The sequence below is a fragment of the Brevundimonas poindexterae genome, assembly GCF_020524625.1.
Taxonomy (GTDB): Bacteria; Pseudomonadota; Alphaproteobacteria; order Caulobacterales; family Caulobacteraceae; genus Brevundimonas; species Brevundimonas poindexterae_A.
In genome coordinates this window covers 1-26,291 of sequence record NZ_JAIVLL010000004.1, presented here as the reverse complement: position 1 = coordinate 26,291, position 26,291 = coordinate 1, and the positions used below count along the sequence as shown (strand labels likewise).

Annotated in this window: 22 protein-coding genes and 1 pseudogene; 12 read left to right on the top strand and 11 right to left on the bottom strand. The window is 66.3% G+C overall.

Going from position 1 to position 26,291, the window contains the following annotated elements; genetic code table 11:
* Window positions 1-22: 22 nt before the first annotated feature.
* Genes LC068_RS12020 through LC068_RS12010 form a run of 3 tightly spaced genes read right to left on the bottom strand, consistent with a single transcriptional unit; the run spans window position 23 to window position 3,189 of the window.
* A complete protein-coding gene (locus LC068_RS12020) occupies window positions 23-937 on the bottom strand; it encodes an ROK family protein (RefSeq protein WP_226637524.1) in 915 nt (304 codons plus the stop codon).
* Window positions 924-1,703, bottom strand: coding sequence for an SDR family NAD(P)-dependent oxidoreductase (locus tag LC068_RS12015; RefSeq protein ID WP_226637523.1), 780 nt, complete (start codon window positions 1,701-1,703; stop codon window positions 924-926). Before LC068_RS12015 ends, LC068_RS12020 begins: the two co-directional genes overlap by 14 nt.
* Before the next feature lie 7 nt (window positions 1,704-1,710).
* Window positions 1,711-3,189: a carboxylesterase/lipase family protein gene (locus tag LC068_RS12010; RefSeq protein WP_226637521.1), complete on the bottom strand. Its 1,479-nt coding sequence runs from the start codon at window positions 3,187-3,189 to the stop codon at window positions 1,711-1,713.
* Between the two features lie 206 nt (window positions 3,190-3,395).
* Between LC068_RS12010 and LC068_RS13895 the strand changes: the two genes are divergently transcribed.
* Window positions 3,396-4,196 (top strand): helix-turn-helix domain-containing protein, encoded by an 801-nt coding sequence (locus LC068_RS13895; RefSeq protein ID WP_226637519.1) that lies wholly within the window; start codon window positions 3,396-3,398, stop codon window positions 4,194-4,196.
* Between the two features lie 58 nt (window positions 4,197-4,254).
* Complete coding sequence (locus LC068_RS12000) at window positions 4,255-4,980, top strand: FadR/GntR family transcriptional regulator (protein WP_226637518.1); 726 nt, start codon at window positions 4,255-4,257, stop codon at window positions 4,978-4,980.
* Between the two features lie 25 nt (window positions 4,981-5,005).
* On the opposite strand, the gene LC068_RS11995 is transcribed toward LC068_RS12000, so the two are convergent.
* Window positions 5,006-6,163 (bottom strand): alpha-hydroxy acid oxidase, encoded by a 1,158-nt coding sequence (locus tag LC068_RS11995; protein WP_226637517.1) that lies wholly within the window; start codon window positions 6,161-6,163, stop codon window positions 5,006-5,008.
* A 313-nt stretch (window positions 6,164-6,476) separates the two neighbouring features.
* Window positions 6,477-6,664, bottom strand: a pseudogene (locus LC068_RS13940) (IS6 family transposase); the annotation flags it as partial.
* A gap of 133 nt (window positions 6,665-6,797) precedes the next feature.
* Here LC068_RS13940 and LC068_RS11990 point away from each other — a divergent pair.
* The 6 genes from LC068_RS11990 to LC068_RS11965 are packed head-to-tail and all read left to right on the top strand — an operon-like array spanning window position 6,798 to window position 12,878.
* Window positions 6,798-7,805 carry a 3-oxoacyl-[acyl-carrier-protein] synthase III C-terminal domain-containing protein gene (locus tag LC068_RS11990; RefSeq protein ID WP_226637516.1) on the top strand — a complete coding sequence of 336 codons (1,008 nt, stop codon included), beginning with the start codon at window positions 6,798-6,800 and terminating at the stop codon, window positions 7,803-7,805.
* The gene (locus tag LC068_RS11985) at window positions 7,799-8,791 is read left to right on the top strand and encodes an NAD-dependent epimerase/dehydratase family protein (protein ID WP_226637515.1); all 993 of its coding nucleotides are present in this window, start codon (window positions 7,799-7,801) and stop codon (window positions 8,789-8,791) included. The genes LC068_RS11990 and LC068_RS11985 overlap by 7 nt, the downstream gene beginning before the upstream one ends.
* Window positions 8,784-9,626, top strand: a complete 843-nt coding sequence (locus LC068_RS11980) for an MBL fold metallo-hydrolase (RefSeq protein ID WP_226637514.1) — start codon at window positions 8,784-8,786, stop codon at window positions 9,624-9,626. The genes LC068_RS11985 and LC068_RS11980 overlap by 8 nt, the downstream gene beginning before the upstream one ends.
* A complete protein-coding gene (locus LC068_RS11975) occupies window positions 9,623-10,768 on the top strand; it encodes an ATP-grasp domain-containing protein (RefSeq protein WP_226637513.1) in 1,146 nt (381 codons plus the stop codon). Before LC068_RS11980 ends, LC068_RS11975 begins: the two co-directional genes overlap by 4 nt.
* Entirely contained in the window at window positions 10,765-11,889 is a 1,125-nt protein-coding gene (locus LC068_RS11970; protein ID WP_226637511.1) for a hypothetical protein, read from the top strand. Before LC068_RS11975 ends, LC068_RS11970 begins: the two co-directional genes overlap by 4 nt.
* Complete coding sequence (locus tag LC068_RS11965; RefSeq protein ID WP_226637510.1) at window positions 11,889-12,878, top strand: aromatic ring-hydroxylating oxygenase subunit alpha; 990 nt, start codon at window positions 11,889-11,891, stop codon at window positions 12,876-12,878. Before LC068_RS11970 ends, LC068_RS11965 begins: the two co-directional genes overlap by 1 nt.
* On the opposite strand, the gene LC068_RS11960 is transcribed toward LC068_RS11965, so the two are convergent.
* The 3 genes from LC068_RS11960 to LC068_RS13915 all read right to left on the bottom strand — a co-directional run bounded on the left by LC068_RS11960 (window position 12,875) and on the right by LC068_RS13915 (window position 16,368).
* A complete protein-coding gene (locus tag LC068_RS11960; protein ID WP_226637509.1) occupies window positions 12,875-14,143 on the bottom strand; it encodes a F390 synthetase-related protein in 1,269 nt (422 codons plus the stop codon). The two genes, LC068_RS11965 and LC068_RS11960, sit on opposite strands and share 4 nt — an antisense overlap.
* 141 nt (window positions 14,144-14,284) lie before the next feature.
* Complete coding sequence (locus tag LC068_RS11955; RefSeq protein WP_226637508.1) at window positions 14,285-15,727, bottom strand: aldehyde dehydrogenase family protein; 1,443 nt, start codon at window positions 15,725-15,727, stop codon at window positions 14,285-14,287.
* A gap of 131 nt (window positions 15,728-15,858) precedes the next feature.
* Entirely contained in the window at window positions 15,859-16,368 is a 510-nt protein-coding gene (locus LC068_RS13915; protein WP_404825216.1) for a PadR family transcriptional regulator, read from the bottom strand.
* Window positions 16,369-16,853: 485 nt separating this feature from the next.
* Between LC068_RS13915 and LC068_RS11945 the strand changes: the two genes are divergently transcribed.
* Entirely contained in the window at window positions 16,854-17,255 is a 402-nt protein-coding gene (locus LC068_RS11945; protein ID WP_226637506.1) for a VOC family protein, read from the top strand.
* A 72-nt stretch (window positions 17,256-17,327) separates the two neighbouring features.
* Here LC068_RS11945 and LC068_RS11940 read toward each other — a convergent pair whose 3' ends face one another.
* Together LC068_RS11940 and LC068_RS11935 are read right to left on the bottom strand one after the other, a co-directional pair.
* Complete coding sequence (locus LC068_RS11940) at window positions 17,328-19,382, bottom strand: TonB-dependent receptor plug domain-containing protein (protein WP_226637504.1); 2,055 nt, start codon at window positions 19,380-19,382, stop codon at window positions 17,328-17,330.
* The gene (locus LC068_RS11935) at window positions 19,379-19,912 is read right to left on the bottom strand and encodes a nuclear transport factor 2 family protein (protein ID WP_226637502.1); all 534 of its coding nucleotides are present in this window, start codon (window positions 19,910-19,912) and stop codon (window positions 19,379-19,381) included. Before LC068_RS11935 ends, LC068_RS11940 begins: the two co-directional genes overlap by 4 nt.
* A gap of 357 nt (window positions 19,913-20,269) precedes the next feature.
* Here LC068_RS11935 and LC068_RS11930 point away from each other — a divergent pair, with 357 nt between their 5' ends.
* The 3 genes from LC068_RS11930 (at window position 20,270) to LC068_RS13890 (ending at window position 23,412) form a co-directional block, all read left to right on the top strand.
* Entirely contained in the window at window positions 20,270-20,755 is a 486-nt protein-coding gene (locus LC068_RS11930) for a nuclear transport factor 2 family protein (RefSeq protein ID WP_226637501.1), read from the top strand.
* Window positions 20,756-21,577: 822 nt separating this feature from the next.
* Window positions 21,578-22,648 carry a sensor histidine kinase gene (locus LC068_RS11925; protein WP_226637500.1) on the top strand — a complete coding sequence of 357 codons (1,071 nt, stop codon included), beginning with the start codon at window positions 21,578-21,580 and terminating at the stop codon, window positions 22,646-22,648.
* A complete protein-coding gene (locus tag LC068_RS13890; protein ID WP_226637499.1) occupies window positions 22,645-23,412 on the top strand; it encodes a LytR/AlgR family response regulator transcription factor in 768 nt (255 codons plus the stop codon). The genes LC068_RS11925 and LC068_RS13890 overlap by 4 nt, the downstream gene beginning before the upstream one ends.
* Before the next feature lie 104 nt (window positions 23,413-23,516).
* On the opposite strand, the gene LC068_RS11915 is transcribed toward LC068_RS13890, so the two are convergent.
* Window positions 23,517-26,291 (bottom strand): TonB-dependent receptor plug domain-containing protein (locus LC068_RS11915; RefSeq protein ID WP_226637498.1); only part of this gene is annotated, 2,775 nt, incomplete at its 5' end.

Sequence of the window (26,291 nt, the reverse complement as noted above, 5' to 3'; positions counted from 1 at the left end):
CCCGACCTGTATGAAAGGTTGGTCACTGTGCCGATCGGCACGAAACCTTGTCCAGAGCCTGCAACCCGAGCGCCAGCGCGCCCATCGGGCCAGCCCGATCTCCCAAGCCGGGCGATTGCAGATACTGCCTCATTTCGAGCGCCTCGGCATGGGCGTAGCCGGCAAGGATCTCCACAAGCGCCTCCTGCAGCCGGGTCAAAAGCCAGGGCTTGCCCGTGACCACGCCGCCGCCAAGCAGGATCCGCTGCGGCGTCGCAGTCAGCACCAGATTGTGCATCAGGCCGGAAAGCGCGTGGATCACGGTCTCCCAGACCGGATCGCTCTCTGACAGGGTCTCGGCCGACTGCCCCAGACGTGCCGCCAGGGCCGCGCCACTGGCCAGCCCCTCGACGCAATCGCCGTGCCACGGGCAGGCGCCCGGCCAGCTGTCGCCCGCCAATCGACCGACGCGAAGATGGCCCGCCTCTGAATGACCGAGGCCGCCGACGGGGTTACCATTGACGATGATGCCGACACCGACACCGGTTCCGACCGTGATGTAGATGTGGCTGGCCAGACCCTGCGCCCGCCCCCAGCGCGCCTCTGCCAGGGCGGCGCCGGTCACGTCTGTGTCCAGGCCAAAGGGGCAGTCAGGGATCGCGAGACGGGTCAGGTCCGCGCCGCTCCAGCCCGGCTTGGGCGTGCGGACAATCCGGCCATAGTCTGGAGCGTCGGGCTCCAGTTGCAGGGGACCGAAGCTGCCAACGCCGACGGCACTGATCTCCCCGCCTTCGGCCCATCCGGCCAGCACATCGGTCAGTCGCCCGAGGGTTTCGTCAGATGTCGTGGTCGGGACGCGGACCTCGTCACGCACGTCGTCCGGACCCGTGCCCAGCACGGCCACGCATTTGGTCCCGCCCAGTTCAATGCCGGCGACCGGGCGCTCACCAGCAGACATAGCCACCATCGGTCAGCACGACCGCTCCGGTCATCAGACTGGCGGCATCGGAGGCGAGGAAGGCGATGACCGACGCGACTTCATGCGGTTCTCCCAGACGCCCCATCGGCGTCGAGTCGATCCAGCGTTTAAACATGGGCGCGTCCGGGTCGGCAAAGGCATTGAGCGGCGTAGCGATATAGGTTGGGGCGACCGCATTGACCCGGACGCCGCGCCCGCCCCATTCGGCCGCCAGCGAGCGGGTCAGGTGGTGGACGGCCGCCTTGGAGGCATTGTAGTGCGCCTGTCCCTGGGGCCGGTTGACGATGAAGCCACTCATGGATCCGACGTTGACGATGGCGCCCTGCCCCCTGTCCAGCATATGCCGGCCGAACGCCTGGGCACACCAGAAGGTGCCATTGAGATTGACGTCCAGCACCGCGCTCCAGCGCGCTTCCTCCATGTCCTCGGCGGCAATTTCGCTGAGGGCAATCCCGGCATTGTTGACCAGAATGTCGATGCGTCCGTGTCGACCCTGAACCTCGGCCGCGACGGCCTCGACCCGGTCCCGGTCGGTGACGTCCATCACCACGCCATCGGTTTCATACCCCTTGCCTCTCAGCGTCGACCGGGCGCCCTCGATCACGGCCTCGTCCAGATCAGCGATGACGACATGGGCCCCTGCTTCAGTCAGCGCCTCGACGGCGGCCAGACCGATGCCCCCGGCCCCGGCTCCGCCCGTGACCACCGCAACTCGGTCGGTCAGCTTCAGCTTGTCCAGATACATCTCGAACTCAACTCAGGATGGCAGCGCAGGCCATGGACGGCTCGGCCCGGGCCTCGCCGGCGTCCAGTGCATAGACTTGCGGATCGGCGGCGGAATACTCCCCCCAAGGCAGGTCTCCGGTTTTCGCATACTGGACCCAGAGACCGTGCACCCGGTCGGCCAGGGTCTGCGGCGGTGCTTCGCCGGTCAGGCCCTCGGGGCCGGTCGTCGACGCCAGCGTGTCAAACACGAACGGCAGCTCGATGCCGTGGCAGGCGCCCAGCTCACCGCCCGAGGCCGGGGATTGCCATTCCATTTCATAGACGTGGGTGCGCCCCGCATGGGCGGCAGCGAACTGCCGGGCGGGATATCGGAACACCAGATCGCTGAGCGCACGGGTAAATGTCCAGCCGGGCTTTTCACCCTTCTGCCTGTAGGCCTTCAGGATCCTGCCGGCGTTCCGTTCGACCCGTCCGAGGATCAGGGGCGCCAGCCATCCCGGCAGCTTGGCGCGCACGCCGGTCGGCACAAAGTAGAGGTTCATTTCCTCGTGGTTGCTGCCAATGAGCATATCGATGTCGCGCCCGACGCCCTTGCCCAGCGCGTCGAGCGGCCGCTCGGGCAGGACCTCATCTCCGAACACCGGCAGGAATTTGCTGAGCCCATAGGTGGGCTCACGGCCCCTTTCGTCGCGCAGGTCCAGCCGCACCGTCGGCTGGATGACCGCCTCGAGAACCCGCAGCATGTCCTTGATCCGGATGCGACGAAAGCCGTCGGCGTCCGGCCGGACCTTCAGCATCTTCGCGACCTTGCGCGTGAGGCGTCGCGCGACCGGCAGGGGGCGCACCATCGACCCGTGACCGCTCTGGATGATGGCGCGACGGAACAGGCCCTGCGCCAGAGGCGACGCGACCAGACAGGCCACCGACATGGCGCCGGCTGATTCGCCAAAGACGGTGATGTTGTTGGCATCGCCGCCGAGGGCCGCTGCATTGGCCCGCACCCATTTCAGCGCGGCGATCTGATCGTGCAGGCCCAGGTTGGCGGGAGCCCCGTCGACCGGAAGGAACCCCTCAATCCCGAGGCGATAGGTGATCGACACCATGACGATGCCGTCGCGGGCAAAGGCCGTGCCGTCCTGCACAGCGGCCGTGCTGGAGCCCAGCACGAACGCCCCGCCATGAATGAAGACCATGATGGGCCTGCCCGTCCGGCCATCGTCCGGCAGCCAGATGTCGGCATTCAGGTAGTCGTCGCCCTCGATCCAGCCGGTGCCGATCAGCGGGGTGACGTCCAGTCCAGGGAAGGGTTTGACGACATGCGGGGCGTTGGGTCCGGCGACTGTTCCGTCGCGCACGCCCGTCCAGCCGGGGTGGGCCTCCGGCAGCCGAAAGCGTCGGTCGCCCATGGGCCCGGCGGCATAGGGCACGCCCCGGAACCGCAGCGCGCCGGATTCCCGGGCACCCTTCACCTCGCCTTCCGCCAGCCGGATCATCGGTTCAGCCATGGGTCAGTCCTCCGTTTGCCGGACCCTAACCTCCATTCCCATCCAGCGGGCAGCCGCGATTATGCCGAGCCGCAGGAAAGCTGCGCGGCCCGCCACCCCCAACCTGTAATACAGGCATTGCAAAACCTGTCTGATAGGGTACGGTAACCCAACAGCGGATGGACAGAGCCCAGGGCCGACGCCGCGCGGAAACGACAGGACAGCCTGTGATCGACGCTCCCCTGCATCTCACGCTTGAGCCCGGCCTGAGGGTCATGATCGGCCGGGCTGGCCAACCTCCCCTGATCGAGGCCGTCGATGTGCGCGTCATGCGCTGCACGCTCGACTGGGAGGGATCAGGACGACGCGGGGCGCAGGCGATCCTGTCCCTGGGGACCGCGGCCGATATGGACAATCCATCGGACCGTAGCGCGACGTCTCTCACGGTCACCTTTATCGGCGAGGGCCCCTTCGGGGGCATTCTGGCCGGGGCCGGCGACGGCGACTTCTATATGGGGGACCGCCTCGCGGCCCTGGCGACAGCCGCCGCAGCCCCCGCCATTCAGGGCGCGGCCCGCGACATGTACCGGCGGGCCAAATGTCAGGAACTGCTGTGCGAGATCCTTGAGGCTGCGGAGCGCGGAGAACTGGTCCCCCACACGCCTTCGACCAGTCTGAGCCGGACCGAGATGGAACGGCTGATGGCGGCGCGGCGTCTGATCGCCGACCGGTTCGACGAGAAACTGACCCTCGACCGGATTGCCCGGACCACGGGGCTGAACCGGACCAAGCTGACCCAGGGCTTTCGGGAAGTCTTCGGCCAGAGCGTTGCCGACTGTCTGGCCGATCAGCGGCTGTCGCGCGCGGCACGCGATCTGACCTCCAGCGACCGGCCGGTCTCGGTGGTCGGCTATGACGCCGGCTATCTCAACAATGCCAGCTTCGCCCGAGCTTTCACGCGCCGCTTTGGCCTGTGCCCCAGCGACTACCGGCGGGCCGGCGGGCAGGTGGCCCTCAACGCCGCCTAGCGGCGCCTTTCGTGACTGTGATAGCCTGACCTTCCCATTCGATCCGGGTGCCCCCGCCATGCTCGCTGACAGCCGTCCCGACGAAACGCGCGTCCAGTATGTGATGCGTCAGGTCGCAGACTACATCGGCAAGGGACAGTTGAAGGTCGGGGATCAGTTGCCCAGCGAAGCGGCCTTCGGCGAACGTCTGGGCGTCAGCCGCCCGGTCGTGCGCGAGGCCTTCGGAGCCTTGGCCGCGCTCAACATCATCGACACCGCCAACGGCCGTCGCCCCCGGGTCAGCGCCCTGTCCAGCCAGACGCTGTCAATCTCGCTGGACCATGCGGTGCGCACCGAACAGATCACCGTGCAGCAGGTCTGGGAGACCCGTCGCTGTCTCGAGACCGAGACGATCGCGCTGGCCGCCGTGCGCCGTTCGGACGACGAGGCCCTGCGCATCCGGGATCTGGCCCGGGCCATGGCCGACGCCGCGCGCGGATCGCCCGCCCTGATCGAGGCCGACATCGCCATGCACAAGGCCATTGCGGATGCCAGTCGCAATGCCTTGATGGCCAAGATCATCGGCGCCTTCGAGCCCCTTCTGGAGTCTGCGGTTCCGGCCGCCTGGCGAACGCGCCGCACCGACGCCGAACATGCCGCCATCATCGCCAAACACCTCGAGATGGCGGAGACCGTGCTGCGCCGCGATGCAGAGGCGGCCCGCAAGGCGATGGACGAACATTTCGACCGCGCCATCGGCGACATGCTTGCCTCGTCCGGCATGGTGGGTCGGGGGCTTTCCTGACCTGCACCCGGCAGGTGTCGCGCTGCTACCGCGGCCTGTGCCGGATGTGACGTCTCGACAGGGTCTGTATCTCTGGCACCCCCGCCAGAGCCAGTGTGCGTTCAAACTCCGCGCGCAGGATCTTGAGCGTTCGGGCGACGCCGGCCTCGCCCGCTGCGGCCAGACCATACAGATACGGCCGGCCGATCGAACACGCCGTCGCGCCCAGAGCAAGAGCCTTAAATACGTCTGAGCCCCGCCGAACGCCCCCGTCGCATATGACATCGGGGCCGTCGCCCAGCGCGTCTCTCACGGCGGCGACCTGATCGATCGGGGCGGGCGCGCCATCCAGTTGTCGTCCCCCATGGTTCGAGAGGATCACACCGTTCGCCCCGGAACGGATCGCGCGCGTAGCGTCCTCTGGCGTCATCAGCCCCTTGATCGCGAGGGGGCCGTTCCACTCGGCAGCGAGCCATTCGACGTCGAGCCAGGTCAGGCCGGGATCGAACTGACGGCCGATGAAATCAAACAGGCTCATCGGATTCGTCGCCAGCGCATCGGTCCTGTGACTGACATTGGCCAGATCGAACCGGGCCCCCGTCAGCGCCGGGATCGACCAGCCGGGATGAAGGGCAAAATCCACAAGGGAGCGCGCGGTCAGCCTCGGCGGCAGAGACAGACCGCTCCGGCGGTCACGCAGCCGGTTGCCCGCGACCGGCGTGTCCACTGTCAGACACAGTCCGGCATATCCGGCTTCGCGACATCGGGACACGAACTCCCGCGTCAGCCCACGGTCCTTGAACACATAGACCTGGAACAGCATCGGGACGCGAACCGCCGCCGCCAGATCTTCCAGGCGCGTCGTGCCCATGGTCGACAGACAGTACGGAATGCCCTCAGTTGTTGCTGCCCGGGCCACCGCCGGCTCCGCAGAGCCATGGAACATCCGGGTGAGGCCCGTCGCCGAAAGCATCAGCGGCCACGCGGCGGGCTGTCCAAAGATCGTGGTCGCCGTCCGGATCGATGAAACATCCGTCAGGACGTCGGGGACGATCTCGTAATCTCCGAACGCATCGACGTTGCGGGCCAGAGACCACTCCGCGTCGGCGCCTCCGTCCAGATAGTCAAAGATCGGACGCGGCAGTCGTCGGCGCGCCAGAGCTCTGAAGTCGTCGACGCTATGGGTCTGATCAGCGGATGGCACTCCTTCCACTACCGGATGCCGCAGGGTATCGGAAGCGGTCCCTCCCCGCCTTCTGGACAATGAACGTTCCGCAGGCGGTCCTGCACATCTTTGGTTTCCAGCTGCACAGCGCACGCAAGGATTTCAGCGCTGACAGGTTGACCACCGGTGGCCAAAACTCGCCCTTCCCTCCCGGCCTCAGGCAGTCGTGGCCGCCACCGGCCGAGCTCCCGCGCCCCCCGCCTATCTGCGTCTTCCAGAGACGAGTTGTCGTTGGACTGACAGCACCGCCATCGCCTACCCCTGAATTCCCGATCCGACAGAATCTGAGAACGGGGCTTGGCTGCGGCGGGCCGAACTTGATCGTCCAGCAACGTATGGTCTTGCAGCTGGCATCGATACCCCGCTGGGCCAGCAGCTCCTCGACATCACGGAAGCTGAGGGTGGCTGGAAATACAGCCAGGTCGCCCGGCGAACGACGTCCGCCAGAAACCAATGCCGCTTGAACGAACGTGGCCGCACGCCCTTCACCTCCGCTCACGCGAGCCACGCCGGGCCCGAAGCGGAGACTTGTTGGCGTTGGACTGACAGCCCCGCCAAGGCCCCCCCCAGAACCCGGCTATACGGAGGGCGTTCACGCCGCTAAGTCTTGCGCGTGACGGGTGAACGTGACCGATCAGACAGCTTCGCAATCGCGGGCAGCGGCGTTTACCTGCCGCAGCGGGTGGTCACCGCCCGCGAACTCGACGCCCTGACGAACCGGCCGGAAGGCTCCACAGCCGCGAGCTTCCATCTGAGGGAGCGCCGATGGGCCTCGCCCGCCGAAACCAGTTCGCAAATGGGCGCATGGGCCGCGGAGGCCGCGCTGGCTGAAGCCGGATGGGACCGGGCGTCCCTGGATGTCATCCTCGGGGCCTGCGGGGTGATGGAACAGCCCATTCCGGGAACCTCGGTGCTGATCCAGCGTCGGCTGGGGCTGGGAGACAGCGGCATTCCGGCCTTTGACATCAATGCCACCTGCCTGTCGTTCCTGCTGGCCCTGGACCATGTGCTGACAGGCTTCTCCATCGGCCGCTGGCGACGGGCGCTGATTGTGTCGGCCGACATCGCCTCTGCGGCGCTCGACTTTTCGGACCCTGAGGCCTCGGTGCTGTTCGGCGACGGCGCGGCGGCGTTCGCGCTGGAGGCCAACGGCCCACATGTGCGGTTGGCGTACCGGTTCAACACCTATGGGGAGGCCGCCGACGTCTGCCGGCTCGAGGCCGGCGGGACGCGGCTTCGGCCTGATGAGGATTTCGACGCCTTCATGGCCCATTCGAAATTCCACATGGAGGGGCGCGGCGTGTTCAGGGCGACAAGTCGGCGCTTCGGCGGATTTCTCGCTGGCTTGCTGTCCACCGCCGGTATCTCGCCTGCGGACCTCGACGTCGTCATTCCGCATCAGGCCAGCGCTGCCGGCCTCGAGCATCTGAAGCGCGCCATTCCGTCCGGTGACGAAAAGGTCGTCGACATCTTCGCCGACATCGGCAATCAGATCGCCACCAGCCTGCCCTTCGCCTGGCATGTGGCGCGCCAGCGCGGGCTACTGCACCCGGGCCGGCACGGCCTGATTATCGGCACCTCGGCCGGGGTCTCGCTGGGCGGCGCGGTGATCCGATGGTGACCGGCCCGGCGCTGGTGACGGGTGCGACCGGCGGCTTCGGCCGGATCCTCACGGCGCAGCTCCGGTCCAGGGGGCGGGACGTTCGGGCGACCGGGCGGAACACGACGGTCGGCGGCGCCATGGCCGACCCGAACCTGCGCTTCTTGCCTGCGGACCTGACATGCGATCCGCTGGAGCCGCTGCTCGACGGCGTGCAGACCGTATTCCATCTGGCGGCCCTGTCGGCCCCGTGGGGCTGCGAGAGGGATTTCCGGGCAGCCAATATCGAGGCGACCGCGCGGCTGCTGGAAGCCGCGCAAAGGGCGGGCTGCCGCCGCTTCATCTTCGCCTCGACGCCATCCATCTACACACGGGCGCAGGACCAGCTGGGCCTGACCGAGCACTCGCCCCTGCCCGATCGTTTCGCCAACGCCTATGCCGCGACAAAGCACGCCGCCGAGCGCCTGGCGCTGGGTGCGGCGCGGGAAGGTTTCGCGACCGTGGCCCTGCGCCCCCGCGCTATCATAGGCCCGCATGACACCGTGCTTCTGCCTCGCCTGCTGCGCGCGGCGAGAAAGGGCGTCCTGCCGTTGCCCGGCGGCGGACGCGCCCTGATAGAGCCCACCGACGCGCGTGACGCCGCCGACGCCTTTCTCGCCGCCGAGACGCGGGCCGAGGCGGTGAGCGGACGGGCGTTCAACATCTCGGGCGGGATCGCCCTGCCTGTCGCCGAGCTGGCCGCGCTGGTCTTCGCGCATCTGGGCCGTCGGGTCCGCATCTTCGACATCCCCGCCCATCTGGCGTTGGCGTCCGCGGGCCTTGCCCAGGGCGTGGCGCAGCGGCTGCCCGGCCGCCCCGAACCAATCCTGACTCCTTATGTCGCCATGGTGCTGGGCTGGTCCCAGACGTTCGATATGAACGCAGCCCGCGAAGCGCTTGGCTGGAACCCCGGCCGTCAGCCGGCGGAGTCGGTCGCATGGGCTCTGGCTGAGGCGACCCATGCGTGAGATTCACGCGATCCCGCTGCTGACCGGCCATTGCCGTCATCCGGAGTGCATGACCCTCCGCGACGGACGCTGGCAGCCGGTGGCCTTCCCCGCCCTGGCGACGCTGCTCATCCATCCGGACGAAGGCCCTGTCCTGTTCGACACCGGCTATGACCCGGCCTTCATGGCGGCCACCCGCCCCTTTCCGGAGCGTCTCTACCGCTGGGCCACTCCGGTGAGCCACACACCGGGACAGGATGCAGCCAGCCAGTGCGCGGCGCTCGGCTACGAGCCCACGGCTGTCCGGCACCTCGTGCTGTCGCATTTCCACGGCGACCATGTCGCGGGCATCCATGCCTTTCCCAATGCGCAGATTCATTGTGCCCGGGCGGGGTTGCAGGATGTCGGGCGCGGGGGGCGTCTGACCAGCACCCGCCGCGGCATCCTGCGCGCGCTCCTGCCCGCCGACATAGCCGCCCGGGCCCGGTTCTTCGAGGATGCCCCGTCCACGCCGTTGCCGTCCTGGCTCTCACCATTCGAGCGAGGGGCAGACCTGCTGGGCGACGGATCGCTGCTGGCGGTGGAGCTGCCGGGTCACTGCCCCGGCCATTGGGGCCTTCTGATCGAGGATGCGCGCCGGGGGCCGCATTTCCTTGTGGCCGATGCTGCCTGGTCATCTGACGCCATACGCCGGGACATGCCGCCTCCGGGGCTGACTACGGCCTTCCTGGGTGACACGGGCTCTGGCCGGAAGACGCTGAACGCCCTGCATCAGGTCTGGAGCCGCAGCCCCGATATTCGCCTCACACCCAGCCACTGTCGCGAGCGGGCCGCTGAGGCGCAGGCGGAGGCATGAGCCGGACGGTTCTCATCACCGGTGCCCGCGCGCCCGTCGCCCAGGACCTCGCCCGCGCCTGCCGCGCCGCCGGCTATGAGGTGCATCTGGCCGACAGCGCGCCCGCTCATGCGGCCCGCGCCCTGCGACCCGCCTTCCCGGTGCATCGCCTGCCTCCGCCACGCCACGCCTTCAGCGCCTTCCGCTCAGCCATGCGCCAGTTGGTCGATGCGATCGGTGCGGACCGGATCATCCCCACCTGCGAGGAAGTGTTCTGGCTGTCGGAGGCCGCCCACAGGGACGGCTATGCCGACCGCCTGTTCGCACCGGACCTCGGCCTGCTGCGAAAGTTGCATTCCAAGGCGGATTTTCCGGCGTTTGCGGCCAGCCTCGGGATCGACGTGCCTGAAACCGCCCTTCTCGATGATCCCGCCCACCTGCCGCATCCCCTGCCGGACCTGGTGCTGAAGCCCGAGTTCTCCCGCTTCGGCGCCCAGACGGTGATCGGGCCGTCCGCCCGTCAGATCTCCCGCCTCCACCGTTCGCCCCCACGGCGGTGGGTGGCTCAGCGACGCGTAAGGGGTGAGGAATACTGTTCCTGGGCTGCTCTGCACGAAGGTCGGGTTTCATCCTTCGGCGCCTATCGCCCCCGCTGGCGGGCGGGTCGCGCCGCCGCCTTCATGGTCGAGGCCGTGGCCCTGCCCGCCGTCCGCGAGATCAGCGCGAGGATCGGCGCGGCGACCGGCATGACGGGCCATTTGTCGCTGGATGTCATCGTCGATGCGGACGGGATCACCTGGCCCATAGAATGCAATCCGCGTGCGGTCAGCGGCCTGCACCTCTTCGATGCCGACCCTGCCCTCGCCCGGGCGGTGGTCGAGGGCGTCGCCTGTCCTGAACCTCGATGCGGAACGCTGCGGCACATGGGGCCGGCCATGGCCTTGCTGGGCCTGCCGACCGCACTGGCGACCGGTCGACCGGGGGCTTTGGCTGCGGACTGGCACAAGTCGTGCGACGTGATCGACCGCGAAGGCAATAGTGGCGTGACCGTCGGGTGTCTGGCCGATGCGGTCGGCTTCACTCTCCAGGCGCTGCGATCGGCGCGCTCACCTGCGGGTGCCACGACCGCCGATATCGAATGGGACGGCGAGGTGATGTCGTGACCCCGCATCTGATCGAGGACGCCGAAGCGATGACGCGGGACGGCTCCCTCGCCGGCCGCTACGCCGCCGCCCTGGCCCGCGAAGGCGCTCCGGCGCTGGTCGCCAACGCCACATCGCGGCCGATGCTGATGCGCCTCGGCGACCACAGTCTGCCGGTCACAGTCGATGACGGCGGCTATGGCCGGAGCTATGTGTCCAGCCCGCACAGCGCCTATGTTCTGTACGCCCGCGAAGAGATGGACATGGTGGGGATGACGCGGGGCCGCCTCGCCGCCCGCACCGCCATCGGGGTGCTCGACGGCCTGCTGCGCGCCGTACGGATCAATCGGGCGGTTCATCTGGACAACTGGCTACTGTCCACCAACCTTCACGGCGACTGGGACGGCGCCGGTCTTGCCGGGGCGCGCGCGCTTCTCGCCGACCGGTTCCCCGATCACTTCCTGATCCTGCGCTCGCTGGACACCTGGGCCAGCCCGAGGCTGCTTGAGGCGGCGCGGGCCGATGGCTGGTTGCTGCTGCCGTCGCGGCAGGTCTGGGTAGTCGATTATCCCGCGCGCGATTGGCGGCCTCGCAACCACACCGTCCGGGATCGTCGGGCGCTCGTCCGGTCGGGCCTGACCGTCGAGGATCTGACGACCATCAACGCGGGCGACGCCGAGCGCATCGCCGCGCTCTACCACATGCTCTATGTGGGCCGATATTCAGGGCTCAACCCGGTCTTCACCCCGCGCTTCATCGCCTTCACCCAGGAGATCGGTTTGCTGCATCACCGGGTCGCGCGGGACCCCTCGGGGCGGATCATGGCTGTGGTCGGCGTGTGGGCCAGGAACGGAGTCGCGACCCCGCCGGTCGTCGGCTATGACACCGCCCGGCCCCGGAATGAGGCCCTCTATCGTATCGCCAGCTATCTCTATTCCGACTGGGCGATGGAGCATGGGATGGCGCTTCATGGATCGGCCGGCGCGGGCGAGTTCAAGCGCAACCGGGGTTCGCGCGGGGTGATCGAATATATGGCGATCCATGCTGGCCATCTCGGTCCCGGCCGACGGGCCGTGGTGCGCGGGCTCTCGCACCTGCTTGAGCGCTACGCCGTACCGCTGATGCAGAAAGAGGGGTGGTGATGGATTGGCCCGTCGCGATTGCCAAAGGCTGGCACCCTGTCGCCTCGCTGGATGAGATCAGCTCCAGGCGACCGCATGCGGCCAGGCTGATGGGCCAGCCCCTGGTCCTGTTCCGCTCCGGGGACCGCGTCACCGTGCTGCGCGACCGCTGCCCGCACCGGGGCGCGCCCCTGTCGCACGGCAGGATGACGAACGGCGCGATCACCTGCCCGTATCACGGCTGGCGCTTCGACAGCGAAGGCCGATGTATCGAGGTGCCGGGCGCAGCCGTTTGCCCGTCCGTGTCCGCCTCCGTTCTGCCCGTTCGGGTCGAGGTGGGGCTGGTCTGGACCTGTCTGGCGGAAACGCCGCCGCCTTTCCCGACGCTGCCGGATGCGATGCGCGACGCGGACCTGGACCGGTTCTGGTGGCGGCTGGCACCCTCGGAGGCGGGCCTGCTTGATGCGCTGGAGAACCATCTCGACCCCGCCCATCCGCACTTCGTCCACCCCTGGCTGGTCCGGCCGCCCGACAGGCGGCATCCCGTTTCCGTCGCGGTGCGTAGCGGGGAGTGGGGCGCCGAGGCCGTCTATTTCGAGCATCGCCGCAACACCGCCTTGCTGTCTGCCGTGATGGAGGGGTCGCGGGCGCGCAGCATCGGTCGGCTGTGGCCGCCGACGATCGGTGAGGTGCGTCTGGAGTCCGCGCGCGGGGCGATGCTGTCGATCGTGGTGGTCTTTACCCCGGTCGACGTGGGCGTGACGCGGCCCTGGGCGCATTTCGCCAGCACCCGCAGCTGGCTGCCGGCGATCGTGAAGGAACTGGCCCTCAAGGCCTTTCACTGGCCTGTGCTGCAACAGGACCGGCGCATGCTGCGCCTGCAGGAGCGCAACCGGACCCGCGAGCGGTACGCCACCGGTCCGCTGGATGTGCTGGCCCGGCCGATCTGGCAGCACGCCAACGGACTGCCCTGCCCCGAAGAGGAAACCCGCCTGGAGATGTCGCTCTAGCTGAAATCGCGGCGCACGCGCCGGAGCTTGCGGTCGAACGGAAGGTCGAAGCCCCGCGCCACAATGATTTCCGGCAGAACACCGAGTGCTGCGAGCCGGGCGCCCAGCCCGGTCCTGACCCGGTCCTCGGCTTCGCCGGGAACATCGGCCGCCAACCAGACACGGATCGTCGCCGGCCCGGTCTGCACAAGCCGGAAATCCCGAATCGACGGGTGGCTGTCGACGATGGCGTTGCGCACGACGTCCGGCGTCACGATCCGTACTGCGCCGCCGGCACCCGCAAGCTGAAGCATGTCGTCGGCCCGCCCCTCGATCCGCTTCACCGCCTGATACGGCGAACCGCAGCGGCAGGGCTGGTCCGAGAGCTCCAGAAGGTCATTCATGCGGTACCGCACGAGCGCCTGTGTCCGGCGGGTGAAGTCGGTGACGATCGGCGATTGCAGCGCACTGTCCCGCGACGGCCGGCTCCATTCGAAGTGAACGACGTCTTCGGCCAGGTGCAACACGCCATGAGGGCAGCTGACGCCGAACAGGCCTTCGGTCGCCATATAGATTTCGCATACGACGCGGCCGGTGGCGGCCTCGATGATCTCGCGGTCAACGGGGTCCAGCACCTCGGCTCCGCTGAAAATCGTTTGGGCCGAGAGGCGCCCCTGCTCCGACAGCCAGCGCAGCACCTTGGGCGGCGCCACGATGGTGTCGGGCGCGAAGGCGGTCAGGTCATCGGCCCAGGCCTCCACCCCCTCGCCCAGATCGAAGAAGCCCAGGCTGATCCGGCTGCCGCTGCTGGCCGAACGGTACAGGGATGACAGGCCCGGCAGCGCAAGCGCTACCCGATGCCGCCGCCACAGGGCGTCCGGCAGGGTCTTGGCCAGAATGACCCCCAGCCAGACGAAACGCTCCCTGTCGCTGATCAGATAATAGCCGCGGTTGCCGCTGGTCCCGGTGCTCTGTCCAACAACGAAACCGCCGACGCGTTCCTGTCCCGCAGCGATGGCGGCCCGGACGGTCGCGGCGTCGATCCTCGCCAGATTCATCTGGTCGAAATGCGCGGCCATTTCGGCCTTTTCGATCACGGGCCATGCCTCGAATGGCTGATCCCTGAAAGGCCGGTAGTAGGCCATCGTCCGGCTGACATCCGCCTTCAGCGCCTTGAGACGCGCGACCTGATAGCGCTCCAGCCGCCCGCGATCCGCTAGCGTCCGGGCACGCCAGCGGGTCAGGGCGAATGCGGATGCGGCAACAAGCCTGGAGCGTGACGACACCCGATCCCTTTACAGCAATAGTTCGCGCGGCGCTTCAGATAGACGGCCTCAGGGACGCTGTCCGGTTTACCACCGGTGGCCAGAAATCGCCCCTCGCCTCACCGGCCTTTCAGGTCCCGGACGCGTTCGGCGTCCGTCCCCTCAACCTGCCGAATAGCTGGTCTTGATCTGGGTATAGAAGTCGGCGGCGCCGAAGCCCTGCTCGCGGGCTCCATAGGATGACTTTTTCGAGCCCCCGAAGGGGACATGATAGTCTACGCCGGCAGTCGGCAGATTGACCATCGTCATGCCGGCCTTCGCCCGACGCTGGAAATCACGCGCGTATTTGAGACTGGACGTCACAATCCCCGCCGACAGGCCGAACTCGACGCCGTTCGCCACGTCGAGCGCCTCTTCATAGGAGGCCACCCGGATGGTCGACGCGACGGGGCCGAAGACCTCCTCGTTGTTGATCCGCATGGCGGGCGCCGTGTCGGTGATCAGGGTCGGCCTGACATACCAGCCGGGTTTGTCCAGTTGGGGCCGGTCCCCGCCGGTGATGATGCGCCCCCCCTCGCCGCGCGCGACGTCCATATAGCGATAGCTCACCTCGCGCTGGTCCTCGCTCACCGCAGGGCCGATGTTGGTGGAGGGATCCAGCGCATCGCCCACCTTCAGCCCCTTGAGCCGTTCGACGAGGGCCGCGACGAAGCGATCGTGGATGCCGTCCTGGACAATCAGGCGGCTGGAGGCCGTGCATCTCTGGCCGGTCGAGAAGAAGGAGCCATCGAGAGCGATCTGGACCGCACGATCGAGGTCCGCGTCGTCGAGCACGATCAGCGGATTTTTCCCGCCCATCTCGAGTTGCACGCGCGCCTGACGTTTCATGGCGCCTTCCGCCACGCCCGCCCCGACCTTCTGGGAGCCGGTGAAGCTGATCCCGGCCACATCATCATGCGCGACGATGGCCCGCCCGACATCGCCGTCGCCGATGACCATATTGACCACCCCGTCCGGCAGACCCGCTTCGTGCAGGATAGCGATCAGAGCCTCGGCGGTGGCAGGTGTCAGGCTGGCCGGCTTGATCACGACCGTATTGCCGAAGGCGATGGCCGGCGCGATCTTCCACGCCGGGATGGCAATCGGGAAATTCCAGGGGGTGATCAGCCCGAACACGCCGATGGGCTGGCGATAGGTCTGGACCTCCACGCCCGGGCGGATCGACGCCAGGTTCTGCCCATGCAGGCGAAGCGCCTCCCCGGCAAAGTACTTCAGAACCCGGGCGGCACGCGCTGTCTCGCCGATCCCCTCTGCCAAGGTCTTGCCCTCCTCGCGCGACAGCAGCCGGCCGATGTGCTCACGCCGCTCCATGACGAGCGAACCTGCCCGGTCCAGCACGTCCGAGCGCACTTCGGGAGACACCCCGGCCCAACCGTCGAAGGCGGCCTTCGCGGCGGAGACCGCCTGATCGACCTCGGCCGCACTGCCGACCGGCATGCGGGCCACCACATCGCGCGTGTCCGACGGGTTCAGGCTTTCGCCGGACAGGTCGGCAGCCGTGCGCTCGCCGTTGATCCAGTGGGAAAGCCGCAGTGTGTCGGTCATCATGGGTCCTTTGAAGTCGTTTCGAGCGCCCCGGGAGCCAGGTCGCTCGCATAGTCAGTTCGTATCAATAGCCGGCTGAATCAACCGGTCATCTCCGTCAGGACCTCCCTCAGCATGGATAGCGAGGCGGGTCAGACCTGGGGCGGCTCGTCACGAGTCAGCAGAATCAAGGCCCGCGAAACCCATTCCAGCCGGCTGACGAGCGTTGACCGCGCATTGTCGTGCAGCAGCAACTGGTACGGCATGTCGCTGTTGCGCTCGGCGAAGGCCTGCAAGGCAATCAGCTCAGCAGTCATGGCCGCCTGCAGATCCCGCAGCCACGCCAGCCGTTCGGCCAGCGGCAGGACATCCATGGCGGACATCTTGGTGCGGATCGGGTCCTCAAGGACCATTTCCGCCCCGTCGATACGCCGGATCCAGGCCGCAATCGCCGCCTCCCCTTTCGGCGAGCACGTCAGCATTTCTGCCCCGCGCCCACTCTCTGCAACAGGGGTCGAAACGAGCAGGCCGCGCTCGACCAGACGGCGGATGATGGGGTAGATGGTGCCGGTGCTGTTGGTGAAATGCGTGACGATCGACTCGGCGAAGAAGCGGCGAATCCGGTAGGCCGTGACCGGCTGGTGGCCCCAGACCAGCGACATCACCACATTCTCTCGATCCGTAAGGTCTCCGGCCGACACGCCGTTCCTCACCGCCGAAGGCCCAAGGGACGCGAGGTCAGCTGCTGAGAAACGATCATATGACGGCCCTCCCGTGTCTGCCCTGTGCCGCCAGCCTATAGGGCGGGCGAACCCTGGCGACAACGGTGACGGATCACCACCGGAGCACGCGGCCCGCGCCGGTTTGGTCGAACCGCCACGTTCCAGCCTTTGCGACGAGCGACGCCCGCAGAGCGACACACAGCAACCGTCGAGGCTGAACCAGGGGTCCGCAGCATGATAGGCATCGGAACAGTGTCGTTCTTTTCCAACAGGATCAGGCACTGGGCGCGAAGCCGGGCGTGACCACGACGGCGCCGTTCGGTTGGGCCGGTCGGCAAACGCCACACGTCGATCCGGAGGCTGGGCTAATCGCAAGACGACTGTCCCGGTCCGCTTCCCTTTCGGCATCGCAGGAGAGGACGCCCATGACCCCTGACCCGGCCGCTTCAGCGCAGCGTTTGACGTTCCACCATATCGGCATCCCGGTCCCGGATGTGATGCCGGGAATGGTCCATGTTCCTGAACTCAGAATGCATGCCCTGGGCTATTTCGATGCCCCGTATGCCATTGAGTGGATGAGGTTCGACGACGACAACACCCTGCCTCGGCTCATCAAGGAGCAGATCCACGTGGCCTACGTCGTCGATGATCTCCATTCGGCGCTCAAGGGGCGGCAGGTCGTGCTGGAACCCGCCACGCCTTCCGTGGGTGTGACCACGGCGTTCATCCGGGACGGGAATGCCCTGATCGAACTGCTTCAGTTTGATCGACCGGAGCATGAGGTCTGGCCCCATCCCGGTAAATTCCTGCTCCCCACGCTCCGATAGCGGCCGCCAAGGCCTTGCCCGGCCGACCGTGGTCATGCCCGTCCGGCAGGCCACGGCCTTGGCGGGCGGTTGCTAGAGCGCCTTGCGAAGCTGCAACCTGAAAACCGTGTCCGTGTCGACGTCACGACGCTCGACCAGGGCGACATTGCGGGTTGCGCGGTCCGCGTAGAGTGTGCGCTCGGTGTTGATCGACAGCCAGCTGGAGACCGTCAGGCGAACAGAGAGCGAAGGATCAGGCTTGTACTCCACGAAGGCCGACAGATAGCCGTCCGTGTTGAGGGTTCTTGTGGCATCCGGGTCGTACTGGGTCCTGCGCTCATCGAAATGGTAGGTGAACCCCCAGAGCGCTTTCCAGCGGGAAATATCCTGCTCGAAGTCGAAGGATCCCGCCCAGGGCGACCTGTAGGAAAACGGGCGGCTCTGGCCGGTGGTCGGATCGGTGACCGAGGTCCACTGGCGACGCGCGTCTATCCGTATGCGGCCGCCGGTCAGGCCCAGGAACCCCCGCGGCAGACTGAGGGAGGCCTCGATCTCCGTCGATCTGCCGTCACCGATATTTCCGACGCCCGACAGCTGCGGCCCGACCGGGATGATGTCGATGACGTCCGAGACGGCACTATGGCGGAACGTGGCGGTCAGGGCCCCGGTCTCCATGAAGCGTCGCTCCCATCCGGCCTCGGCTACCCAGCGCGTTTCCGGACGGAGGTCGACATTGCCGCCAAAAGCATCGTCATTTGCCAGGTCGACCGACGCGGCGAAGTCGTTGAAGTCGAGCTGGCCCACCTCCCGCTCAAAGCGGAACTGCCACTGGTTTCCAGGCTGAGGGGTCCAGGTCGCCAGCAATCGCGGTTTCACATAGGTGAGGCGTGTTTCCGCGCTCGCATCCCCGCTCTGCCTCAACCGCGACGTCTCGATCCGCGCGCCACCCTCGACGCTCAGATCGGGCCGCGGATTCCAGTTCGCGCTCGCAAAGACTTCGCCCCGAACCTCCTCCACATTGATCGAGGCTGACGGCAGCGGTACGGCGACGCCCCCGACCTCGAAGCTCTGGGCGCTGTCCAGGGTGTTCAGGGCGACCTCTCCGCCGAACTCCCAGCCCACGCCGTCGCCCCGCTCGCGGCGCACAACGGTGCGAGCGATCGTCTCCGATGCAGAGCGGAGATAGTCGAAGCGCTGGATGGGGTCGCTGACGCCCCCTGTCACCCCTTCGTCCAGGGCCAGGCCATCCTCGTCCGACGATGAGTGAATAAGCCGCGCCTCGAGGCCCCAGGGGCCGGCCAGAGGGCGCGTGAAGGTCAGTCCCGCCTCGTACTCGGATCCGTCCTGAACCGACAGGCTGAGACCCTGCCGGTCCGGCGCGACCGCATCCGTGCGGGAGGTGAAGTCATAGACGACGTACTTCGCTGTCGACTCGATCCGGCCGCCTGCAAGGGGGCCCCCGTAGCCCAGCTGAAGATAGCTGGAGCCACCCCCGAACTGTGTCGTCTCCTGCGCGGTCGTCACGGCGTCGTTCGCGTCAATGCGCGTGACCTGTGCGACCCCCTGATCGTCACTGTAGGAGACATCGTCGACGACCAGGGCGCTGAACACATGGTCACCCCGACGCAGTTCGGCTTCGTAGCGGGCACCATGCAGGGTGTCGGCATTTTCGAAGGCTGTAACACTGTACTGAAGGGTCTGCTGAAGCTCGGCGGAGTCGCGGGACACCACCACGTTCACGACGGCGCTGAACCCCTGCATATCGATGCCGGGCGCCCCGCCGCGGATCAGCTCTATCCTCACCACCTGGTCGGCGGGAATTCTGGCCAGCGCAGACGAGCCGCTCTCGCCCTTGGTTGCCGGCCGACGCCCATTGATCAGCAGATTGCCGGCTGCCCCGGAAAAACCGCGCAACTGGTCCCCGTCGTCCACAGCAAAACCCGGGATTCGGGTCGCCATATCGAGAGCGGTGTTAGGGCGCGCCCAGGCAAAATCCTCCGGCGTAAAAACCAGCACCCCTGCGGAGGAGGGGGCTTCGACAGCTCGGTCCTGGGCCTGCGCGGTCGAGATGCAGGCGGCCTGGGCTGCGAGCGTCATGGCGCCGAAGGCTGTCGCCAGCAGGCGGCTACGCAGTGTGCCGGCCTTCACTGGTCAGCCTCCAGCCGCTCGCGCGAGATCACGGGTGCCGCGTAGTTGGCAAAGTCGTCGTGCCGGACCACCTGACCGTCACGAACGGTCAAAATCAGAACCTGCTCGGCCCGCCACCGGATCCCGTAGTCGGGATCGGACGTCCGGCTCAAGGCGTTCACGTGGCCGGAAAAAACGACCACGCCATTGCTGGAGAAGACGCGCGGAAAGTCGAGAAACAGGCCCACGATGCGCCCCTGTGTCTCGTACTGGCGGAACATCGCCAGGGTGCCCTCCTTGTCGAATTCCTGCCCCCCCAGTTCGGGACTGGTCCGGTCCGCAAACACAAAGTCGTCCGACATCAGCGCCGACATCGTGTCCCAGTCGGCTTCGGAATAGGCGGATACGTACCGTCGGGCGATCTGCTCGGCCTGGTCAGACGGCTGATGCCCGGCCGGAACCGGCGCGGACTGAGCCAGAACGGGGCCGACGCCGCTCCCTGCTGCCAGCGTCATTGCCGCCAGCGCGGCGGCGAGGGAGTTGCGCATCATCAGAGTCTCTCCTGGGGCGTTGCGGCGATCAGGGCGCCAATCATTAGTGCGTTCCGCACCATATGATGGCGTGCGCGCTCGCCAAGTGAATCTCCTGTAATCTTACCCCTACGGCGCACCCGTTATTTAATAATCCGCCCCATTTACCGTCATTATGGCCGCATCATATCGACGACGTCATGCAACTTGGCCACGAGTTACGACCGGCAACCCCGACATTCTGGACGCGTATATTTCTTGCAAGGCTGCAAGTATGTTCCACAACCACGTACGGACCTATTCCTACTGTATTATTTATTGTATTCACTCGGAACACGCCGCTCAAAAGTGACCTCAACTACGCTCCGGGGACCTTCCATGCTCAGATATGTATCGCGACTGGTCATCCTGCTCGGCTGGATTGCCGCGACGCCGGCCCTGGCCCAGTCCCCGGATGAGAGCGGCAACGCCGCTACCATTGCCTCCGCGGTGGCCTACCTCGACACCTACGGAGATCTGGACGTCGATGCCCTGTCGCGGATCTATGCGGAGGATGCCCGCTTCGTCGATGAGACCTCGCTGATCCTGCCTGATCCATTCAACTGGGAAGGACGGGACGCGATTCTGGCCGGCATACGCGGGTGGCGTGAAGCCTCGCTCCGCCACATCGACTACGAGCTTTCCTCCATATTTGAGGCTGCGGACAGGGTGGTCTTCGTCGGCGACGTCCTGACCGAGGTGGATGGCCCCGACGGCCCGGTGCGTTATCGCTATCCTGCCGTGACAATCGTGACCCTTTCAGACGGAATGGTTGTCGAGCACCGGGACTACATCGATTATCGCGGCGGACTTCGCATCGACTGACGGGTCCGCCACGTCCGGGGAGTCCGGCCTGTCCGCCCCGGGATCGTTTTGTGCCTGCCCGATTTCACCGGCCGCACAGCCGCAATCGTCCAGCCGATCCCGCAGTTCGGCGCCCAGGGCGGTAAGATGCAGGGTGCGACTTCGGCGGTCGGCGGGATCGACCCGAACATCCAGCCAGCCGAGAGCGGGTGCCAGGGCCCCCGGCGCGCTGCGGCTGACGAGCCCGCGCGATGTGCGCGAAATCATGGGATCGCTCATACCCGTCAGATACCTCAGTTCACGCATGCTGAGCCCTTCCCGCTCGCAGACGTGGAGAAAAACCAGCATCGCGTTGATAGAGGCCCTGGGCAAAACCCGTCGTGCCAAAGCGAGCGCCCCCAGAACGCGCTCCCGATTGGCCGGGACTGTCGGGCCCCCGGTCCTCGAATAGTCAACGGAAGGCTCGACCGCGCGACTGTATCGGCACGCTACGGGGGCGCAGTCCCGGTTGATTTCCGACACCAGTCGAGAGACGCGACGCTCGATCTCTGCTGCCCCGGCATGATCACCATTGTCCAGGTGGCCAGTGTCCAGGTGGATTGTGATCCGGGTTCGACCCCTCATCGGCTTTCCTGCGGCCATCCGCCCATCGCGTTCGTGGCGAACGCCCGTCAATCCGACGGCTGATCGGGCCAGTGCCCCCTCGTTGCAGCCAACATTCGACGAAACGACCCCGCCACGCCGGCATTGCGACCAACCGCGCTTCAGTCGCGACGAAAGGAACGCTCACGACATCAAACGGCGCTATAGGTGGGGCAGACTCGAGACCGTCCCGGAGCCGACTTGAAGATCGAGACAATCGCCATACAGGGGCTGAACCTCACACTGTGGGGGCTCTATTGTCTCGCCTATGTGCTGATCTTCTCCAGCAACTGGAATACGACCACGCCCGGGTTGATCGCCTACACGGCGATCTGCTCGATTATCGGCCTTGTCCTTTGCGCGACCGCCTGGCAGTTCGCCCTCGGCCCTTTGGTGCGACGGGCACGGTCAATCGACCTGACGATGGGGGCCCGGCTCGCCGGCACGGCAGTCGCGCTCGGCCTGTTTCACGCCTTCGCGAGCGTCGCCATAGAGCCGTGGATCTTCGGCCGTCCCCTGGGATCCTTCGGTCGTCTGATGGCGATGAACTTCATTTCCTTCGTCTTCATCTACGGCCTGGTGTTCTGCTTTGGCGTGCTGCTCGATCTGGTCCGTCGCGACAGCGATCGCAGGGAGCGGTTGGCCATGGCCGAAAGCCGCGCCAGCCGGGCCCAGTTGATGGCGCTTCGGCTGCAGATCAATCCCCATTTTGTCTTCAATGCCCTGAACGCCGTGGCCTCGCTGATCGCTCTTGATCGAAAGAACGACGCCGAAGAGATGGTCCACCGTCTCAGTCGGTTCGTCCGCGGCGTTACGGACACGTCACCGCACGAGTTTTCCGAGTTGAGAGCCGAGATCGAACTGGCCGAGGAATATCTGGCCGTCGAGGCGGTCCGGTTTCAGGAGCGCCTGAACGTTGTCGTCGAAGCGGGCGCCGATGAGGCTGATTTCCTGGTGCCGAACTTCATCCTCCAGCCCCTGGTGGAGAACGCCGTGAAGCATGGCGTGGCGCGCAACACATCGACCACCGATGTGGTTATCCGGGCCGAGCGTCGGCCGGCCGGTTTGAGGCTGACTGTCCTCGATCGATGCGAGGACCCCAGTCCGGTTACGACCGCCGCGCCCGGCCTGGGGATTGGTCTTGCCAATGTGAGGGACCGGCTTCGCGCCCTGTACAGTGACGCTGCGGCTCTCGTCGCGGGGCCCACCCCTCACGGCTTTTGCGTCACCCTTGATCTGCCCGAAATCACACGGGAGGGAGCGGCGAGGTGAACATCGTCATCGCAGAGGACGAGCCGTTTGCACTCGAAGCGCTGACCTTGGCGCTCGGTCGGTTTGACGACATCTCTATCGTCGGCGCGGCGAGATCCGGCGATGAGGCGCTGGACCTCATTCTGCAGCACAAGCCGGATCTGGCCATTCTGGACATTGCCATGCCCCGACTGACGGGGCTCGATGTGGCCCGCACAGTGGCCCAGTCCCCCTCGCCGCCGCTGTTCGCCTTCCTGACCGCCTATTCCGATTTTGCGCTCAGTGCCTTTGAGCTCGACGCGCTCGACTACCTGTTGAAACCATTCAATGCGCGGCGCCTGCAGGAGACCATCGACCGCGCCCGGCGTCGGCTACGGGGGCCAGTCCCCGACCAATCGCCTCCAGCAGCATCTCCGGAGACGGCTGAACCCGATCCCTACGAGCGCGAGCTGTGGATACCGACGGCCCGCGGCATGAAAAGGCTGGGCACGTCAGAGATTGTCTGGATCGAGGCAGCGAGAGACTACGTCCTCCTTCACACGGCCACGCGTACCGACATCCTGCGTGCCCGGATGAGCGATCTTGAGCGCCGGCTCGACCCGCTGGAGCTGACGCGCGTGCACAGGTCCTACTTCGTTCGGCCCGCGGCCATCACCGAAGTCGAACGGTCCCGCCGAAACCAGCTGGTGCTGGTGCTTGAGTCAGGGGCAAGGGTCGAAGTGGGTCGCAGCTATGTCGAGCGTCTGCGGGACCACCTCCCCCTGCACAGAAGGCGCAACGACTAGGCGATCCCACCCGGCGCTGCATCGGCCCGGCGCACGCCTGCGTCCAAAGAAGAAGGGCGGCGGACCTCCCGGTCCGCCGCCCCAGTTTTTCGCCTGTCCCTGCTTTAGAAGCGGTAGGCCAGGCTCAGCCGAACCGAACGCGGGGCCTGATAGGACGTCGGACGCCCGTAGTTCGGGTTGAGGGTCGAGGGCAGATTCGGATCCACCCCGATGAAGCCAGTTCCCGTGATGTCACCCAGGGTTCCGTACTCGTTGTAGTCCGTCTCGGCTTCGAAGCCGAAGACGTTGAACACGTCGGCCCGCAGAACCAGGGAGTCACCGGGAATGGTGAAGACTTCCGACAGGTTGAAAGCGAACGTCAGGTCCAGGTTCTTCAACCAGTCGCTCTCGAACTGCGAACCGCGCGGCGAAGGCTCGAGCGTGCCGTTGCCGTCCAGATCACAGAACCAGGACGCGTTGGCGTACTGATAGGCAAAGTCATCGGTCGCATGTTCACCGATACAGCCGAACTTGCGCGGCGACTGGATGATCAGGTTGGCCCCGATGTTAAAGGCCGGCGAGACCTGCCAGTTGCCGTACGCCTTGAAGGTGTGCGCGCGGTGGTTCGGCAACAGGCCGTAGGCATTGTCCGTCAGACCCGGCTGGTCGAAGTCCTGCGACAGCCCCGGGTCGGTCTGGCCGTTGTCCGACTTCAGAGCGCCTTCGTAGTTGCCTTCGCTTTCCGACCAGACGTAGCTGAACCGGGCGCCCCAGATACCGTCGAAGGATTTCTCCATCGACACTTCCACCGCCCGGTAGGTCCGGTCCGGCGTCGGATAGCCGAGATCGGCCGCCGACAGGGTGATCTCGCGATCATCGAAGGTGCGGCCCAGACCGCCCGGGCCGGCATCCGCAGCGGTCAGGTCGGCACCCGACAGGGTGATGACCATGTCCTCGCCCGGATTGGTCAGCACATACTGGTGGAAGCCGTACCAGACGTTGTAGCAGATCGACGAGTCCAGGTCGGTTGCGGTGTCGCAATAGGCCAGCACGGCAGCGTCGATCGCGACGTCGTCAATCGCCTTGCCCAGTTCGCGATAGGTGCCGGTGACACCCACGGTCCAGCCGTCCCAGAGCTCCTGCTGATAGCCGAGGATGAATTCGTCGACGTACATGGGGTCCAGGTCCTTGTCGACCTGGGTGGCGATCGGCTTCAGGGAGCCGTCAGCGAAGGTGCTGGCGCCGGCCCAGGTCCCGAGAATGGGCTCGCCGGTGGTATCGTCGATGCCGTCCGCGTTGGCGTCGTTCGGCCCGCCCGTCAGGTCGAGGTTCCAGGTGTCCGAGATAAAGAACTCGGCTCCGGCCAGGCGCTGGTTGGTGTTCACGGCCACCGGCAGGAAATAGCGGCCATAGAAGCCGAACAGCTTGGAGGTTCGATCGCCGGTGACGTCGTAGGTGAATCCCAGACGCGGCGCCCACTGGTCCTGCAGGTCCACGAAGGCCACGCCGGCGAGGTTTTCGTTCTCGAAGCCCTCGTTCCGGATGCCCAGGTTCAGGGTCAACTGGTCCGTCACCTGCCAGGAGTCCTGGATGTAGAACGCATTCTGCGTCGACTTCCAGCCGCCATCGTTGTCGTAGGCACGGATGCGGACGCGGCGTGGCGAGCCTTCCAGATCAGGCCGGCCGGCCGGGAAGTTCGTCGCGCTGAAGTGGTTCTGATAGCGGTACCAGATACCACCGGTCACGTCGCCCGTGCAGGTAATTGTCGGCGTGAATCCGCCGGGGCGGCAGTAGCTGTAGCCAGAGCCGGAGTAGTCGAGCTCCTGATAGGATTCGAGCGTCTCGTTATCGATACCGAGGCGGAAGTGGTGCGACCCCAGGAAGTCGGCGTAGATGTCGACATCGGCCCGGAAAACCGTGCGCTGGTCATCGTTCAGCGCCACCTGACTGGTCAGCGAGCCCCAGCATCCCCGACGGGGGTCACCCGGCCGGGTCGAGGAGATGTAGGCACAGTCGTCGCCGGGCGACGTCCGGGCTTCGTTGTACTGGTTCACACCGTAGGCCACCGAGGTCGTCAGCCAGTCGGTCCAGATGCCGGTGTAGCGGGCGATCCAGTTTTCACCCCCGAATTTGAAACTCGAAGGCGTGAACTCACCGACGTAGTTCCCGCTGGTGTTGACGAAGATGCTGTTCGTCTCTTGCGTCTGCTCGTCCGAGAAATAGGTGAACTCCAGACGGTGGTCGTCATTGATCAGATAGTCGACCTTGGCGCCGTAGAACGGATCGTCCGACGTCACACGGGCGCCGTTGGCACCGGCACCGAACGCCGGATCGACCGTCGGGGCACCGATGTTGAGGAACTCCCGGTCGCGGAAGTCGACCAGGCCGAAGATGAACAGGCGGTCCGGGATGATCGGGCCGCCGAAGTCGACGATGATGTCCGACGAGTTGACTTCGTCGAAGTGGTTCTGGGCCAGATAGGTGTCCGGCGAGTCCGAACGCAGCGTATCGGGCTCCCAGTAGGCGGTGATGCCGAACTCCCACTCGTTGCCGCCCGACTTGGTCGTGCCGTTCAGCACGCCGCCGGTGCCGCGACCGAATTCCGACGAATAGCCGCCGGTCTTGGTTTCGAGCGTCTGATAGAATTCGAACGGAACGGTCGACGAACCTGTGAACTCACGGAATTTCGTGATGTTCAGGCCGTTGATGAAGTAGGTGTTCTCACCGGCCGAAGAGCCGCCAATGGTCGGGATGCCGCCGAACGCATTGTCCGAAGCCGTGACGCCCGGGGCCAGCAGGGCCACGGCGCCGGCGTCACGCGCGATCGGCACGTTCCGCGACAGCTCCTCGACGTTGACGGTCAGACCCGTGGTCGTGGCGTCAAACTCGGAGACGGCCTG